Annotated in this window: 14 protein-coding genes; 7 read left to right on the top strand and 7 right to left on the bottom strand. The window is 69.0% G+C overall.

The genetic code is table 11. The features are described from left to right. Window positions 1-46: 46 nt before the first annotated feature. The 4 genes from rplI to rpsF form a co-directional block, all read right to left on the bottom strand. Complete coding sequence (gene rplI / locus ACFTXQ_RS03680; protein ID WP_031156063.1) at window positions 47-493, bottom strand: 50S ribosomal protein L9; 447 nt, start codon at window positions 491-493, stop codon at window positions 47-49. Between the two features lie 18 nt (window positions 494-511). Then, the gene (gene rpsR / locus ACFTXQ_RS03675; protein WP_005315025.1) at window positions 512-748 is read right to left on the bottom strand and encodes a 30S ribosomal protein S18; all 237 of its coding nucleotides are present in this window, start codon (window positions 746-748) and stop codon (window positions 512-514) included. 43 nt (window positions 749-791) lie between these two features. Further along, entirely contained in the window at window positions 792-1,385 is a 594-nt protein-coding gene (locus tag ACFTXQ_RS03670; protein ID WP_376656150.1) for a single-stranded DNA-binding protein, read from the bottom strand. Window positions 1,386-1,457: 72 nt separating this feature from the next. After that, on the bottom strand, window positions 1,458-1,748 hold the full coding sequence (gene rpsF, locus ACFTXQ_RS03665; RefSeq protein WP_004950685.1) for a 30S ribosomal protein S6: 291 nt from the start codon (window positions 1,746-1,748) through the stop codon (window positions 1,458-1,460). 244 nt (window positions 1,749-1,992) lie between these two features. Here rpsF and ACFTXQ_RS03660 point away from each other — a divergent pair, with 244 nt between their 5' ends. The 3 genes from ACFTXQ_RS03660 (at window position 1,993) to ACFTXQ_RS03650 (ending at window position 4,663) form a co-directional block, all read left to right on the top strand. Next, complete coding sequence (locus ACFTXQ_RS03660; RefSeq protein WP_382635499.1) at window positions 1,993-2,307, top strand: hypothetical protein; 315 nt, start codon at window positions 1,993-1,995, stop codon at window positions 2,305-2,307. A gap of 133 nt (window positions 2,308-2,440) precedes the next feature. After that, window positions 2,441-3,559 (top strand): lipid II:glycine glycyltransferase FemX, encoded by a 1,119-nt coding sequence (locus ACFTXQ_RS03655; protein WP_382635497.1) that lies wholly within the window; start codon window positions 2,441-2,443, stop codon window positions 3,557-3,559. Between the two features lie 72 nt (window positions 3,560-3,631). Next, entirely contained in the window at window positions 3,632-4,663 is a 1,032-nt protein-coding gene (locus ACFTXQ_RS03650) for an alanine racemase (RefSeq protein WP_382635496.1), read from the top strand. Window positions 4,664-4,687: 24 nt separating this feature from the next. Here ACFTXQ_RS03650 and ACFTXQ_RS03645 read toward each other — a convergent pair whose 3' ends face one another. Further along, complete coding sequence (locus ACFTXQ_RS03645) at window positions 4,688-6,148, bottom strand: glycosyltransferase family 87 protein (RefSeq protein WP_382635495.1); 1,461 nt, start codon at window positions 6,146-6,148, stop codon at window positions 4,688-4,690. Between the two features lie 86 nt (window positions 6,149-6,234). Continuing rightward, entirely contained in the window at window positions 6,235-8,826 is a 2,592-nt protein-coding gene (locus ACFTXQ_RS03640; protein WP_382635493.1) for a transglycosylase domain-containing protein, read from the bottom strand. 274 nt (window positions 8,827-9,100) lie between these two features. Between ACFTXQ_RS03640 and ACFTXQ_RS03635 the strand changes: the two genes are divergently transcribed. The 3 genes from ACFTXQ_RS03635 (at window position 9,101) to ACFTXQ_RS03625 (ending at window position 12,209) form a co-directional block, all read left to right on the top strand. Further along, window positions 9,101-9,703, top strand: coding sequence for a PadR family transcriptional regulator (locus ACFTXQ_RS03635; protein ID WP_136210355.1), 603 nt, complete (start codon window positions 9,101-9,103; stop codon window positions 9,701-9,703). Window positions 9,704-9,752: 49 nt separating this feature from the next. Next, complete coding sequence (locus tag ACFTXQ_RS03630; RefSeq protein WP_382635492.1) at window positions 9,753-10,835, top strand: inositol-3-phosphate synthase; 1,083 nt, start codon at window positions 9,753-9,755, stop codon at window positions 10,833-10,835. Window positions 10,836-10,940: 105 nt separating this feature from the next. After that, entirely contained in the window at window positions 10,941-12,209 is a 1,269-nt protein-coding gene (locus ACFTXQ_RS03625; RefSeq protein WP_382635490.1) for an MFS transporter, read from the top strand. A gap of 68 nt (window positions 12,210-12,277) precedes the next feature. Here the strand turns inward: ACFTXQ_RS03625 and ACFTXQ_RS03620 are convergent, their stop codons facing one another. Beyond that, complete coding sequence (locus tag ACFTXQ_RS03620) at window positions 12,278-13,720, bottom strand: CCA tRNA nucleotidyltransferase (RefSeq protein ID WP_382635488.1); 1,443 nt, start codon at window positions 13,718-13,720, stop codon at window positions 12,278-12,280. A 186-nt stretch (window positions 13,721-13,906) separates the two neighbouring features. On the opposite strand from ACFTXQ_RS03620, the gene ACFTXQ_RS03615 reads away from it, so the two are divergent. Beyond that, complete coding sequence (locus tag ACFTXQ_RS03615) at window positions 13,907-16,171, top strand: DUF6049 family protein (RefSeq protein ID WP_382635486.1); 2,265 nt, start codon at window positions 13,907-13,909, stop codon at window positions 16,169-16,171. Window positions 16,172-16,191: the final 20 nt, after the last annotated feature.

Raw genomic sequence — 16,191 nt, 5'->3', positions numbered from 1 at the left:
GACGAAGGGCCGCACCCCATGGGGTGCGGCCCTTCACGTGCAGCCCTTAGGCGGCGACGACCTCGATGCCCACGTTCGCGGCCACGTCGGCGTGCAGACGCACGGAGACCTGGTACGAACCGAGGGTCTTGATCGGGGAGCCCAGCTCAACGCGGCGCTTGTCGACCTTCGGGCCACCGGAAGCCTCGATCGCCGTGGCGATGTCGGCCGGGGTCACGGAGCCGAAGAGACGACCGGCGTCACCCGCGCGGGTGGCCAGACGGACCTTCACGCCCTCGAGCTTGGCCTTGACCTCGTTGGCCTGCTCGATGGTCGCGATCTCGTGGATCTTGCGGGCGCGGCGGATCTGCGCCACGTCCTTCTCGCCACCCTTGGTCCAGCGGATCGCGAAACCACGCGGGACCAGGTAGTTGCGAGCGTAACCGTCCTTGACGTCGACGACATCGCCGGCGGCACCGAGGCCAGAAACCTCGTGGGTCAGGATGATCTTCATTAGTCGGTCACCCTTTCCTTATCGCGCGGTGGACGTGTAGGGCAGCAGCGCCATCTCACGGCTGTTCTTCACGGCCGTGGCGACGTCACGCTGGTGCTGCGTGCAGTTGCCGGTAACGCGGCGGGCACGGATCTTGCCGCGGTCGGAAATGAACTTCCGCAGCATGTTCGTGTCCTTGTAGTCCACGTACGCGGTCTTGTCCTTGCAGAACGCGCAGACCTTCTTCTTAGGCTTGCGCACAGGCGGCTTCGCCATTGTGTCTCTCCTGTGTGATCAAGAAGTTTGGATGCGAGCTGCCCTAGAAGGGCGGCTCATCCGAGTAGCCACCGCCGGAGCCGCCGGAGTTTCCACCCCAGCCGCCCCCGCCGCCGCCCTGCTGCTGGCCACCGGCCGGCGCGCTGGACGCCCACGGGTCGTCGGAGGGAGCTCCGCCGCCCTGCTGGCCGCCGCCGCTGGGGGCTCCGCCCCAGCCACCGCCGCCACCCTGCTGCTGACCGCCGCCGCCGTATCCACCCTGGCCACCGCGACCGGTGGTCTTGGCGACCTTGGCCGTGGCGTTCTTCAGGCTGGGGCCGACTTCCTCGACGTCCAGCTCGTAGACCGTGCGCTTGACACCCTCACGGTCCTCGTACGACCGCTGCCTCAGCCGGCCCTGCACGATGACGCGCATGCCCCGCTGAAGGGACTCGGCGACGTTCTCCGCCGCCTGCCGCCACACCGAGCAGGTCAGGAACAGGCTCTCGCCGTCCTTCCACTCATTGGTCTGACGGTCGAAGGTGCGGGGGGTGGACGCGACACGGAACTTCGCGACCGCCGCACCCGAGGGGGTGAAGCGCAGCTCGGGGTCGTCGACGAGATTGCCGACGACCGTGATGACGGTCTCGCCTGCCATGGATGAACCTCTCGGCGGGGATTGCTGCTGGGCTGCTGTGCTACTCGATCCCGATTACCGCTGAACCGAAGTTCAGTGGGTCTCGGGGCGAAGGACCTTGGTCCGGAGAACCGACTCGTTCAGGTTCATCTGTCGGTCAAGCTCCTTGACGACCGCAGGCTCGGCCTGAAGGTCGATGACCGAGTAGATGCCCTCGGGCTTCTTCTTGATCTCGTAAGCGAGACGACGACGGCCCCAGGTGTCGACCTTCTCGACCTTTCCGTTGCCCTCACGGACGACGGAGAGGAAGTTCTCGATCAGCGGGGAGACAGCGCGCTCCTCGAGATCGGGGTCGAGGATGACCATCACTTCGTAGTGACGCATGTGGAACCCACCTCCTTTGGACTCAGCGGCCACGGTCGTTCCGTGGCAGGAGGGTCGTGATGCGTGCGCACGGCGTCCGCAGAGCAGACACCGCGCAGCTGTACAGACTACCTGCTCGCGTCCTTCCGGTTGAAATCCGACGGCAGGGGGACACAATCTGTATCCATCGGGTGTGCTCGGTGCTATGCCCCCGGCTCCTCGGGAGGCGGCCCCGCAGCACCGCTCTAGCCAGGAGGTGCCTCCGATGGCACAGGCAATGCGACCGCAGTCCCAGATCTCGCTGTTCGCGACCGACGGCAAGCCCCACCCGCTGCAGGACACCCTGATGGCGGTGACCCTGGTCCTCGGTGCCGTGGCGTTCATCACGGCTTTCTTCCACAACCTGCACCTGCTCAGCTCGTGGACGGGGCTCATCGGAATCCTGACCGGCGCGTACGGGCAGTTCATCTCCGTCACGACACGCGAGCGCTTCGCGCTGATCATCGGCCTTGGCGCTGCTGCCATCGGCTTCTTCCTCGGAATGGCGCACGGCGGCCTCTTCGGCGGCTGGCTGGGCTGACCGGGGGAACCTCCGCGAAGGGGCGCCGGCCGACCACCGGCCCGGGCACCGGCCCGTCCCCCAGATGGGTGGCGCCCCTGTCGCAGTAGGCTTCGCGCCATAGCCAGCGAAGCCGCCGGAGGAGACACCCCGCATGAGCCTGTCCCTGAGCACCATCAGCCGAGAGCAGCATCTGGCCTACCTCCAGAGCCTGCCTTCGGCTAGCCACTGCCAGGTCCCGGCATGGGCCGACGTCAAGAACGAGTGGCGCTCGGAGAACCTCGGCTGGTTCGACAAGTCCGGCGAACTCGTCGGTGTCGCGCTCGTGTTGTACCGCCAGCTGCCCAAGGTGAAGCGGTACCTCGCGTACCTGCCCGAGGGCCCGGTCATCAACTGGTACGCCCCGAATCTGGAGGAGTGGATCCAGCCGATGCTGGCCCACCTCAAGAACCAGGGCGCCTTCACCGTGAAGATGGGCCCGCCGGTCGTCATCCGCCGCTGGAACTCGGCCGCCATCAAGGCCGGCATCCAGGACCCCGAGGTCAAGCGCCTGCGCGACGTGGAGGCCTCGGTCATCGAGCCCCGCGCCTTCGAGGTGTCCGACAAGCTGCGCCGCATGGGCTGGCAGCAGGCGGAGGACGGCGGAGCCGGATTCGGCGACGTCCAGCCCCGCTACGTCTTCCAGGTGCCCCTCGCCAACCGCTCGCTGGACGACGTCCTCAAGGGCTTCAACCAGCTGTGGCGCCGCAACATCAAGAAGGCCGAGAAGGCCGGCGTCGAGGTCGTCCAGGGCGGCTACGAGGACCTGCCGACCTGGCAGCACCTGTACGAGATCACCGCCGAGCGCGACAAGTTCCGCCCGCGCCCGCTCAGCTACTTCCAGCGCCAGTGGACGGCCCTCAACTCCGAGGACCCCAACCGGATGCGCCTCTACATCGCCAAGCACGAGGGGGAGCCGCTGGCCGCCGCCACGATGCTCACCGTCGGCCAGCACGTCTGGTACTCGTACGGCGCCTCCGCCAACCACAAGCGCGAGGTGCGGCCCTCGAACGCCATGCAGTGGCGCATGCTGCGCGACTCCTACGCGCTGGGCGCCAGCGTCTACGACCTGCGCGGCATCTCTGACACGCTGGACGAGAACGACCACCTGTTCGGTCTGATCCAGTTCAAGGTCGGCACGGGCGGCGAGGCCGTCGAGTACGTCGGCGAGTGGGACTTCCCGCTCAACAAGGTGCTGCACAAGGCGCTCGACATCTACATGTCGCGTCGCTGACCCCACCCCCACCCACCCACCCACCCACGCACCGCTGCACCCGCAGCTTTTCAGGAGAGGTTCCGGACGGGCATGGCGCTCACGCTCTACGTCGACACCGCGCGCTGGCGTGCGCACCAGAAGCAGATCCAGGACCAGTTCCCCGGGATGATCCCGGTCTGCAAGGGCAACGGCTACGGCTTCGGCCACGAGCGGCTGTGCGAGGAGGCGACCCGGCTGGGCGCCGATGTGCTGGCCGTGGGGACGACGTACGAAGCGGCGAAGATCAAGGACTGGTTCGGCGGCGACCTGCTGGTCCTGACCCCGTTCCGGCGGGGCGAGGACCCGGTGCCCCTGCCGGACCGGGTGATCCGCTCGGTGTCCTCGCTGGACGGGGTCCGCGGCCTGGTGGGCGCCCGGGTGGTCATCGAGTGCATGAGCTCGATGCGCCGCCACGGCATCTCCGAGCAGGATCTGGGGCAGCTCCACGCGGCGATCGAGGACGTCCGGCTGGAGGGCTTCGCCCTGCACCTGCCGCTGGACCGCCCGGACGGCTCGGACGCCGTCGAAGAGGTCATCGGCTGGATGGACCGGCTGCGCGCTGCCCGGCTGCCGCTGCACACCATGTTCGTCAGCCACCTGCGGGCCGAGGAACTGGCCCGGCTCCAGCAGCAGTTCCCGCAGACCCGGTTCCGTGCCCGCATCGGCACGCGGCTGTGGCTGGGTGACCACGAGGCCACCGAGTACCGCGGCGCCGTCCTCGACGTCACGCGCGTGGCCAAGGGCGACCGCTTCGGCTACCGCCAGCAGAAGGCCGCGTCCGACGGCTGGCTGGTCGTGGTGGCCGGCGGGACCTCGCACGGCGTCGGCCTGGAGGCCCCCAAGGCCCTGCACGGCGTCATGCCGCGCGCGAAGGGCGTCGCCCGGGCGGGCCTGGCCACCGTCAACCGGAACCTGTCGCCGTTCGTGTGGGCGGGCAAGCAGCGCTGGTTCGCGGAGCCGCCGCACATGCAGGTGTCGATCCTGTTCGTGCCGTCGGACTCGCCCGAGCCGAAGGTCGGCGACGAGCTCGTGGCGCACCTGCGCCACACCACCACGCAGTTCGACCGGGTGCTCGACGCCTGATCCGCTCTATGACGGCCGGCCCGGTCAGTGACCGGGGCTCGTGCCCCAGTCGACCCGCTGTCCCTCCGAGGGCGTCGCATCCTGCGGCGCCCTCGCCGTGTCCGACAGCACGAACACGTCCTCGGCCCCGTCCAGGACACCGCCGGAGGGGTCGTCCGAACCGTCCTGCCGTACGACGTCCCGCTCGGGCATCAGGATGTCCCGGACGATGACCGCACACAGGTAGACGGTGGCCAGCAGATGGGCCGCGATCGCCAGCTGGTAGCCCTCGACGGGCAGTCCCTGGTGCTTGTCCCCGCTGGTCGTGTAGGCGAGGTAGAACCAGATCCCGAGGAAGTACAGCACCTCGCCGGCCTGCCAGATCAGGAAGTCCCGCCAGCGCGGCCGGGCCAGCGCGGCGAGCGGGATGAGCCACAGCACGTACTGCGGCGAGTAGACCTTGTTCGCCAGGATGAAGACGGCGACGACCAGGAAGGCCAGCTGCGCGAAGCGGGGCCGCCTGGGGGCGGTCAGGGCGAGCAGTCCGATCGCCCCGCACAGCAGGAGCGTCAGCCCCGTCGCGTACGTGTTGGCGTCTTCCAGAGGGTTCCCGGAGCGCTGGGAGATCAGCAGCCACACGGATCCGAAGTCGATGGGTCGTTCCTGGCTGAAGGTGTAGAACTTCGTCCAGCCCTCCCAGGCGAAGATCATGACGGGCAGGTCCACCACCAGCCACGCCCCCGCCGCACCGAGGACGGCGGCGCCGAAGGCCCGCCACTTGCCGGCCCGCCAGCAGAGCACGAACAGCGCCCCGAGCAGCAGGACGGGATAGAGCTTCGCGGCGGTGGCCAGGCCGATGAAGACGCCGAAGAGGACCGTCCGGCCGCGCGACCACATGAGCATGCCCGCGGCGGTCAGGGCGATGGCCAGCAGGTCCCAGTTGATCGTCGCCGTGAGCGCGAAGGCCGGTGCGAGGGCGAAGAGCAGGGCGTCCCAGGGGCGGCGGCGGTGGGTGCGGGCCACGCACACGGCGATGACCGCCGTGCAGGCCATCAGCATGCCCGCGTTGACCATCCAGTACATCTGTTCGCGGTGCTGCATGGAGCCGCTGCTCGGGGTCAGCCAGGAGGCGATCTCCATGAAGAGTCCGGTGAGCACCGGGTACTCCAGGTACTCCATGTCGCCGGGCAGCCGGTCGAAGTAGGGCGTGAGGTTGTCTGCGAAGCCGCGTACCGCGTACAGGTGGGGGATGTCGGAGTAGCAGGCGTGGGTGTACTGCGAGCCCGCTCCCCGGAACCACGCCCAGTCGTAGCAGGGCAGTTTCTGCACCATGCCCAGGGCGAACATGCCGATGGCGACGAGGGCCACCACGCGGACGGGCCCCAGCCAGTGGCCGCCCAGCCGGGCGTAGCGGCCGAGCGGGCCGCCGATGAACTCACTGCCGGCCGCCGCGACCTCGTCCTGCCGAGTGGGCAGTACGGGGCGGTCCTCGTGCACCTTGGTCATGGGCTCATCCTGCCGTACCGGGCCGTACATGGGGGAAGGCCGTCGCACGAGGTGCGACGGCCTTCCGTCAGGGGCCGGCGGTCCGGCTACTCGCTCGGTCCGAAAGTGGGCCAGCCGGTCGGGCGGCCCGGTTTGCCGCTGGGCGTCGGAGAGGGCGATCCGCTGGGCCCGCCGTTGGTTCCGGTGTTGGCCCCGCCGTTGTTGCCTCCCTGACTGGTCCCGGAGGTGGTGCCGCCGGGGTCGCAGTACAGCTCCCACGGCTTGCACGACGGCTTTCCACCCTTGGACGGGGTCGGGGACACCGGCGGGGCGGAGCTGGTCGGGGGCATCGAGGGCGTGGCCGACGGCGACGGAACGGCCGAGGGGGTGGGGGAGGGGGCCCCTGCGGAGTCGGCGGTGACGCCGTACGGCTCGGCCTCCGGGAACTGCTTGATCGGGGAGTCCTTGAGCGCTTCGCGCATGTACTCGGTCCAGATCACGGCCGGGATGTCACCACCGTGGATGGAGTCGGTGCCGCCCACGCCGTTCATGGAGATCAGCTTCTTGTCCGCCGAGTTGGGGTCGTTGCGGAAAAGGGTGACGGACGTGGAGAGCTCGGGGGTGTAGCCCACGAACCAGGCCGACTTGTTCTGGTCGGTGGTACCGGTCTTGCCCGCGGCGGGCCGGCCCAGCTTCTTGACCTTGGTACCGGTGCCGTTCTGAACCACGTTCTCCAGGACCTTGGTGACGTTGTCGGCGACGTCGCTGTCCATGGCCCGCTGGTCCTTGGGCGCCTCGAAGCCGCTCAGCTCCTCGCCGTCCTTCTCGACCTTCGTCACCGAGAACGGCTCGCGGTGCGTACCGGAGGCCGCGAAGGTGGCGTACGAGTCGGCCATGCGGATGGCACTCGGGGTCGAGGTGCCGAGCGCGAACGAGGCGGTGTTGTCCTTGTCCATCGAGTCCTCGAGGATCCCCGTCGACTTGGCGACGTCACGCACCTTGGTGTGACCGACGTCGAAGACGAGCTGGGCGAACGGGACGTTGATGGACTTCTCCATCGCCTCGTTGAGGGTCACGTAGCCGTAGGCCGTGGGGCTCTCGTTCTTCTGCCGGAACGGCTTGCCGTCGGGGCCCATCAGGGGCTTGCCCGCACGGTTCTTGATCACGGTCAGGTCGTCGGCCATGTACTTGCTGTCGGTCGAGATGCCCTGGCCGTTGGAGTTCTGGGTGCCGTACTGCATCGCCGCCGCCAGGACGTACGGCTTCCAGGTCGAGCCGACCGGGACGCCGATGGTGTTGGCGTTGTTGCTGAAGTGCTTCTGGTCCCAGCCGGGCCCGCCGTACAGGGCCACGATCGCGCCCGTCTTCACATCGACGGAGGCGGCGCCGAACTGCACGAACGTGTCGTACTCGGGGCGCTTCTTCTCGTCGAGGAAGTCGTTGCGGGTGTCCTCGACGGCCTTGGCCAGCGCATCCACCCGCGGCTTCTGGAAGGTGGTGTGGATCTGGTAGCCGCCCAGGGCCATCTGCTCGGCGGTGATGTTCTTGGTCTTCATCACGTACTGCTTGGCCGTCTCGACCAGGTAGCCGATCTGGCCGGACATGCCGCGGGCCTGCTCGGACTCCACGCGGGCCGGGAAGTCGGTGGGCTTGTACTTGGCCCGGTCCTCCTTGGACATCCGGCCGACCTCGACCTCGCGGTCCAGCACCCAGGCCCAGCGCTTGCGGGCCCGCTCCTCGTTGAGGACGGGGGTGGCCGCGGCGCCGATGCCGCCGTCCGGGTTGTACAGGTTGGGGCCCTTGAGCACGGAGGCCAGGAAGGCGCACTCGGAGGGGTTCAGGTCCTGGGAGTTCTTGCCGAAGTAGGCGCGGGCCGCCGCTTGGATGCCGTAGGCGTCGCGGCCGTAGTAGGCGGTGTTCAGGTAGCCCGCGAGGACCGTGTCCTTCTCCTCCGAGACGCCCAGCTTTATCGCGATGAAGAGCTCGGTGACCTTGCGCTTGAGCGTCTGGTCCGAGTCCAGGAAGTTGTTCTTCACGTACTGCTGGGTGATCGTCGAGCCGCCCTGGGTGGAGCCGCCCGTGGCCATGTTCCACACGGCGCGGGCGATGCCCATCGGGTCGACGCCCTTGTCCGTCTCGAAGGACTGGTTCTCCGCGGAGATCACGGCGTCCCTCATCGACCGGGGGATCTTGTCGATGGTCACGATCTGCCGGTTCATCGAACCGCCTGTCGCGACCATCTGGCTGCCGTCCTGCCAGAAGAAGACGTTGTTCTGCGCCTGGGCGGCCTTGTTCGGGTCGGGCGTGTTCACCATGGCGATGCCGGCGCCGGCTCCGGCGATGATGATCGCGAAGAAGCCCAGGGCCGTACCGCCGACGAGCTTCCACGACGGCACGAAGCGCTTCCAGCCGTCCCTGTCGGACCGCGGGTAGTTGATCAGCCGCTTGTCCTGACGGCCCGAACCGCGAGCAGCCTTGGCGGAGCCGCGTCCACGGCCCGTGGAACCTCTCTGGGCGGCCCGGCGGGCCCCGGCTCTGCTGCCGTGCGCGGAAGGTTCCGCATGGGGTCCGCTGGGCGACGCGGTGGGCACGTCACGTCCGGCCCCGGCGCCCCGGCCGGGGCGCTGCTGGGCGGCCCGGCGGGCCGAGGCTCGCCCACCACCTTGGGGCTGCGGCGGTTTACGGCGGTGCTCGCTCATCGAACGACTACTCCTCGGGCAGGCGAGTGGCCTGGAAGCGGCAGATGAATTCCGGTTCCCCCGGTGTCATGGCGCACAGACTACGCACGGTCAAAACCCGAACAGTGCCGAAGTTCACCCCAAATCAGGCAACCTGCCTCGTACGAATTGGTGATGTGACGCCGGTCACCTGATCGCCACTTGTCGCCGGACCCAGCCCGTTCTATCGTCTGGATGTATCGAGCCGATACATCAGCTCGGTATAAAGACACAGAGTCGGAGGAGAGGCAGGCGGATGAGCAGACGCTCAGGCATCCTCGAATTCGCCGTCCTCGGCCTGCTTCGCGAATCCCCCATGCACGGCTACGAGCTGCGCAAGCGGCTCAACACGTCACTGGGGGTGTTCAGGGCCTTCAGCTACGGCACGCTCTATCCCTGCCTCAAGACGCTGGTCGCCAACGGCTGGTTGATCGAAGAGCCGGGCAATGCCCCGGAAGACGCTCTCGCCGCTTCACTCGCAGGGCGCCGCGCCAAGATCGTCTACCGGTTGACGGCCGCGGGCAAGGAGCACTTCGAGGAGCTCCTCTCCCACACGGGCCCCGATACCTGGGAGGACGAGTCCTTCGCCGCCCGCTTCGCCTTCTTCGGCCAGACCGAGCGAGAAGTGCGCATGCGTGTGCTGGAGGGCCGTCGCAGCCGGCTTGAGGAGCGCCTGGAGAAGATGCGCGCCTCACTGGCCCGCACGCGGGAGCGCCTCGACGACTACACGCTCGAGCTGCAGCGGCACGGCATGGAGTCCGTGGAGCGCGAGGTGCGCTGGCTGAACGAGCTCATCGAGAGCGAGCGGGCGGGACGGGATCAGAGACGACCCGGTCCGTCCGACGAAACCGCAAAATGAGGCCTGCACCTCGCAGGCCTCGTACGAGAACAAACAGGGAGCAACCGGAATGGGTTCGGTTCGCGTAGCCATCGTCGGCGTGGGCAACTGCGCCGCCTCGCTGGTGCAGGGCGTCGAGTACTACAAGGACGCCGACCCGGCGGCCAAGGTCCCCGGTCTGATGCACGTCCAGTTCGGCGACTACCACGTGCGTGACATCGAGTTCGTCGCCGCGTTCGACGTCGACGCGAAGAAGGTCGGCCTCGACCTTTCGGACGCCATCGGCGCCAGCGAGAACAACACCATCAAGATCTGCGACGTCCCGAACGCCGGCGTGACCGTGCAGCGCGGCCACACCCTGGACGGCCTGGGCAAGTACTACCGCCTGACCATCGAGGAGTCCGCCGAGGCTCCGGTCGACGTGGTCCAGGTCCTCAAGGACCGCCAGGTCGACGTCCTGATCTGCTACCTGCCCGTCGGTTCCGAGGACGCGGCGAAGTTCTACGCCCAGTGCGCCATCGACGCCAAGGTCGCCTTCGTCAACGCCCTCCCGGTCTTCATCGCCGGCACCAAGGAGTGGGCGGACAAGTTCACCGAGGCCGGTGTCCCGATCGTCGGCGACGACATCAAGTCGCAGGTCGGCGCCACCATCACGCACCGCGTGATGGCGAAGCTGTTCGAGGACCGCGGCGTCCGTCTCGAGCGCACCATGCAGCTCAACGTCGGCGGCAACATGGACTTCAAGAACATGCTCGAGCGCGACCGCCTCGAGTCGAAGAAGATCTCCAAGACGCAGGCCGTCACCTCGCAGATCCCCGACCGTGAACTCGGCGAGAAGAACGTCCACATCGGTCCGTCCGACTACGTCGCGTGGCTCGACGACCGCAAGTGGGCCTACGTCCGCCTCGAAGGCCGTGCCTTCGGCGACGTGCCGCTGAACCTCGAGTACAAGCTCGAGGTGTGGGACTCCCCGAACTCCGCCGGTGTCATCATCGACGCCCTGCGCGCCGCGAAGATCGCCAAGGACCGCGGCATCGGCGGCCCGATCCTGTCGGCGTCCAGCTACTTCATGAAGTCCCCGCCGGTGCAGTACTTCGACGACGAGGCCCTCGACAACGTCGAGAAGTTCATCAAGGGCGAGGTCGAGCGCTAGTCGGACCCCGGGAGTCCTGTCGACACCCGGACTTCGGCTGTTCTTCCGCGGAGGGTCCCCGGGCAATGTGCCCGGGGACCCTCCGCGTATGTGACCCTTGCCCACATGCCTGTCGTACGTGATCTGCGCGTACTCCTGCGCCTGCGGGACTTCCGCAACCTGCTCGCCGTACGGCTGCTGTCGCAGGCCGCGGACGGCGTCTACCAGGTCGCGCTCGCCACCTACGTCATCTTCTCCCCGGAGAAGCAGACCTCGCCGGCGGCCATCGCCTCGGCCATGGCGGTGCTGCTCCTGCCCTACTCGGCGGTCGGCCCCTTCGCCGGCGTGCTGCTCGACCGCTGGCGCCGCCGCCAGGTCTTCCTCTACGGCAACCTGCTGCGGGCCTTCCTCGCCTGTGTCACCGGCATGCTGATCGTCGCGCAGGTCCCCGACTGGCTCTTCTACGCCTCGGCGCTGTCCGTGACCGCCGTCAACCGCTTCGTCCTGGCCGGGCTGGCCGCCTCCCTGCCCCACGTCGTCGACCCCGGGCAGCTGGTCACCGCGAACGCACTGTCCCCCACGGCCGGAACCCTCGCAGCGACCGCCGGCGGGGGACTGGCCTTCCTCGTCCGGCTGCTCGCCTCCGACTCCAACGCCCTCGTCGTCCTGCTCGGCGCGGGGCTGTACCTGTGCGCGGCTCTGGTGTCGCTGCGGCTGGCCCCCGACCTCCTGGGGCCCGCCCATCCGCCCGGCGCGCTCCACCCGTCGGTCGGGGAGGCAGTCGCCCTGACCGTCCGGGGCATGGCCGAAGGCCTGCGGCACCTGGCCTCGCGCCGGGAGGCCGCGCAGGCGCTCACCGCGATGACCATGATGCGTTTCTGCTACGGGGCGCTCTTCGTCACGCTGCTCATGCTCTGCCGCTACGCCTGGTCGGACAACGAGGCCGACGGGCTGGCCCTCCTGGGCGTCGCCGTCGGGGTCTCCGGGGCCGGGTTCTTCACGGCCGCCGTGATCACACCCTGGATGGTGGAACGGCTGGGCAGACTGGGTTGGATCACCGCCTGCTCCGCGGGCGCCGCGGCCCTTGTCCCGGCGCTCGGGCTGTCCTTCGCCCCCGGACCGATGCTGGTGGCCGCCTTCGTCCTCGGCCTGGCCACCCAGGGCGCCAAGATCTCCACCGACACCGCCGTGCAGTCCCGCGTGGACGACGACTACCGCGGCCGCGTCTTCTCCGTTTACGACGTGCTCTTCAACGTCGCGTTTGTCTGCGCGGCGGCGGTGGCCTCCCTGATGCTCCCCGCCGACGGGCGCTCCGTGACCCTGATCCTCTGCGTCGCCGCCCTCTACGCCGTGACCTCGGCGCTGCTGGCACGACAGGGGCGACGTTTCACGTGAAACATCGACTCCGCCAGATACGCCGGTGGCGATGTTTCACGTGAAACATCGCCACCGGAGCCCGCGTGTCAGGCCTGGGCGGCCCACCACTCCTTGAGAGCGGCAACGGCCGCGTCGTGGTCCATGGGACCGTTCTCCAGCCGCAGATCCAGCAGGAAGGCGTAGGCCTTGCCGATCACCGGACCGGGGCCGACGTCCAGGACTTGCATGATCTCGTTGCCGTCCAGGTCGGGCCGGATCGCGTCCAGCTCCTCCTGCTCCTTGAGCTGGGCGATGCGCTCCTCCAGCCCGTCGTAGGTGCGGGAGAGGGCGTTGGCCTTGCGCTTGTTGCGGGTGGTGCAGTCGGACCGGGTCAGCTTGTGCAGGCGCTCCAGCAGCGGACCGGCGTCGCGGACATAGCGCCGCACGGCCGAGTCGGTCCATTCCCCGTCGCCGTAGCCGTGGAAGCGCAGGTGCAGCTCCACCAGCCGGGACACGTCCTTGATCATGTCGTTGGAGTACTTCAGGGCCGTCAGCCGCTTCTTGGTCATCTTCGCGCCCACCACCTCGTGGTGGTGGAAGGAGACCCGGCCGTCGCTCTCGAAGCGGCGGGTGCGCGGCTTGCCGATGTCGTGCAGCAGGGCGGCGAGGCGCAGCACGAGGTCGGGGCCGTCCTCCTCCAGGGCGATGGCCTGCTCCAGCACGATCAGCGAGTGGTCGTAGACGTCCTTGTGCCGGTGGTGCTCGTCGCTCTCCAGCCGGAGCGCGGGCAGCTCGGGGAGCACCCGGTCGGCCAGGCCGGTGTCCACGAGCAGGCCCAGGCCCTTGCGCGGGTTGTCGGAGAGGATCAGCTTGTTCAGCTCGCCCTGGACCCGCTCCGCCGAGACGATCTCGATCCGGTCGGACATGGCCTTCATGGCCGCCACGACCTCCGGGGCGACCTCGAAGTCCAGCTGCGCGGCGAACCGCGCCGCCCTCAGCATGCGCAGGGGATCGTCGGAGAACGAGTCCTCCGGGGTGCCGGGGGTGCGCAGGACGGCGGCGGCCAGGTCCTCCAGACCGCCGTGCGGGTCGATGAACTCCTGCTCCGGCAGGGCCAGCGCCATGGCGTTGACCGTGAAGTCACGCCGGACCAGGTCCTCCTCGATCGAGTCGCCGTAGGAGACCTCGGGCTTGCGCGACGTGCGGTCGTAGGCCTCCGACCGGTACGTCGTCACCTCGATCTGGAAGCTGTCCTTCTGCGCCCCGACCGTGCCGAAGGCGATCCCCACGTCCCACACCGAGTCCGCCCACGGCCGGACGATCTTCAAGACCTCTTCGGGCCGGGCGTCGGTGGTGAAGTCGAGGTCGTTGCCGAGACGCCCGAGCAGCGCGTCGCGGACGGACCCGCCGACCAGGGCGAGGCGGAAGCCCGCCTCCTGGAACCGGCGGCCGAGCTCGTCGGCGACAGGGGCGACCCGCAGCAGTTCACTGACCGCGCGGCGCTGCACCTGACTCAGGGCACTGGGGTTGTCTTCGTTGGCGTTCGGCACAACAGAAAAGGGTACGTGTCCCGCCCGGCCGGAGCCGCCCCGTTTCCCGGCGACCCCGGTACACCGGCGCCCCGGGGCTGAGCCGATCATGTGGAGCAAGGCGCGGCACTCGCGCACAGCGGGCCTCGTTACCATGCGTGGACGCACAGACGACGACCACTGACACTTCGAGGGACGGGCTAGCGCGTGGCCGAGGCGGCAGACAACCTGGGGGCGTCCCCCGCCCCTGTCCGACGCCGATGGCTGCGGAGGGCGGTGGTCCTGCTGGCCGGGACGCCCGTGCTCGCCGCTCTCGTCTACTCGCCCGCCCCCAAGGCCCAGGCCGCCCAGGCGACCTCCGTGGACGTCCAGCTGACCTCCCTGGCCCCCGCCGCCCCGGTCAAGGGCGACACCCTGACCATCTCCGGGACCGTGGTGAACACCGGCTCCGAGACGATCAACGACGCGCACGTGGGACTGCGGGTCGGGCCGGCGCTCTCGGACCGGTCGTCCATCGACGAGGTGGCGGAACGCAGCGGCTTCCGGGCCGGCGCCGACCCCGGGGAGATCGATCCGGCCTACGCCGTGAAGATCGCCTCGCTGCCGTCGAAGGTCCGCCAGGAGTTCACCCTGACCGTCCCGGTGAACAAGCTGGAGCTGGACAAGGACGGCGTCTACCAGCTCGGCGTCTCCCTGTCCGGGGCGACCGAGAGCCGCCCCTCCGAGCAGGTCCTCGGCATCGAGCGGACGTTCCTGCCCTGGCAGCCGGAAGCCGCCTCCAAGCGGGCCCAGCTCACCTACGTGTGGCCGCTGATCTCCACCACCCACGTGACCGCCGAGACGGGCTCGGACGAGACCCAGACCCCGGTCTTCCTCGACGACTCCCTCGCCGAGGAGCTCAAGCCGCAGGGCCGCCTGGGACAGATGGTCGCGCTCGGCAAGGAGCTGCCGATCACCTGGGTCATCGACCCCGACCTGCTCTACACCGTCGACGCCATGACGAAGGGCTACCGGGTCCGCAGCCCCGACGGGAAGTCCGTCCAGGGCAAGAACAAGGCCGTCGCCGAGCAGTGGCTGAGCTCCCTGGAAGCGGCCGTCCAGGGCAAGAAGGTCGTCGCGCTGCCCTTCGCCGACCCCGATCTCGCCTCCCTCGCCCACCACGGCAAGGACGTCTCGGGCACCCTCGGCCAGCTGCGGCCCGCCACCGACAAGGCGAAGCAGGCCGTCGAGACCGTCCTGCACGTCCCGGCGTCCACCGACTTCTCCTGGCCTGTGGACGGCGCCATCGATCCCTCGATCGTCAACGTCGCCACCTCGGCCGGCGCGCACAACGTCCTCACCCGGAGCGACAGCCTGGGCGAGACCGGAAGCCTCGGCTACACCCCCTCGGCCGCCCGGCCCATCGGTGCGGGCACCACGGCCGTGGTCGCGGACGCGGAGCTCTCCACCGCCTTCGAGGGCGACATGCTGAGCGCCGGGAACTCCACACTCGCCGTCCAGCAGTTCCTCGCGCACAGCCTCGCCCTGAACCTCCAGAAGACCGACGAACAGCGCAGCTTCGTCGTGGCCCCGCAGCGGATGCCGTCCCTCAGCCAGGTCAACAGCATGGCCATCGCCCTGCGCGCCCTCCAGGCCGGCCGCTGGACCCAGCCCGGGGACCTCGAAGCCGCGGCCGCGGCCAAGCCCGACGCGCGCGCGGCCACCCAGGTCCCCGGAGCCGGCCAGTACCCCGAGGCCCTGCGCAAGCAGGAGCTGCCTGTGTCCGCCTTCGAGAAGATCCGCACCACCCAGAACACCCTCGACCACTTCAAGGTGATCCTCGCCGCACCCGACCGCGTGGAGATCCCCTTCGGGAACACCACCAACCGGGAGATGTCCACGTCCTGGCGGGGCCGCCCGGACGAGGCGCGGGTCTACCGGGACCAGGTCCAGAACTACCTGATCGACCTCACCGAGAAGGTCAAGGTCATCCCCAAGTCCGACGCCACCCTGTCGGGCCACAGCGCCACCATCCCGGTCAGCGTCCAGAACAGCCTCGTCCAGGACGTCCACGACCTGGTCCTGCGGGTGCAGTCCGCCAACCCGACCCGCCTGATGTTCGGCGACAGCGGGCAGGCCGAGCAGCAGGTCACCGTCCAGGGCGACCACACCCAGACGGTCAAGTTCACCGCCAACGCCACCGCGAGCGGACCCGTCGAGGTCACCGCGCAGCTCTTCACCAAGGACGGCGTCGCCTACGGCAAGCCCCGTAAGTTCACCGTCGAGGCCACCGAGATCACCCCCACCGTCATGCTCGTCATCGCCGGCGGTGTGCTCCTCCTCGTCCTGGCGGGCATCAAGATGTACGCCAGCCGCAAGCGCGTCGCGGCACGCGCGGCCGCCGAGGACGGCACGCAGCAGAGTGACGAGACCCCGGACACCGGACCGCAAAGCACCGACGGGTCCGGCACGGGTGAGACAGTGGACCGTTGAGCGATGCCGTGGCCGGTCGG

It is taken from the genome of Streptomyces sp. NPDC057010, assembly GCF_042673805.1.
Taxonomy (GTDB): Bacteria; Actinomycetota; Actinomycetes; order Streptomycetales; family Streptomycetaceae; genus Streptomyces.
The sequence above is the reverse complement of the archived record's forward strand: the minus strand, read 5'-3'. Positions and strand labels throughout refer to the sequence as shown.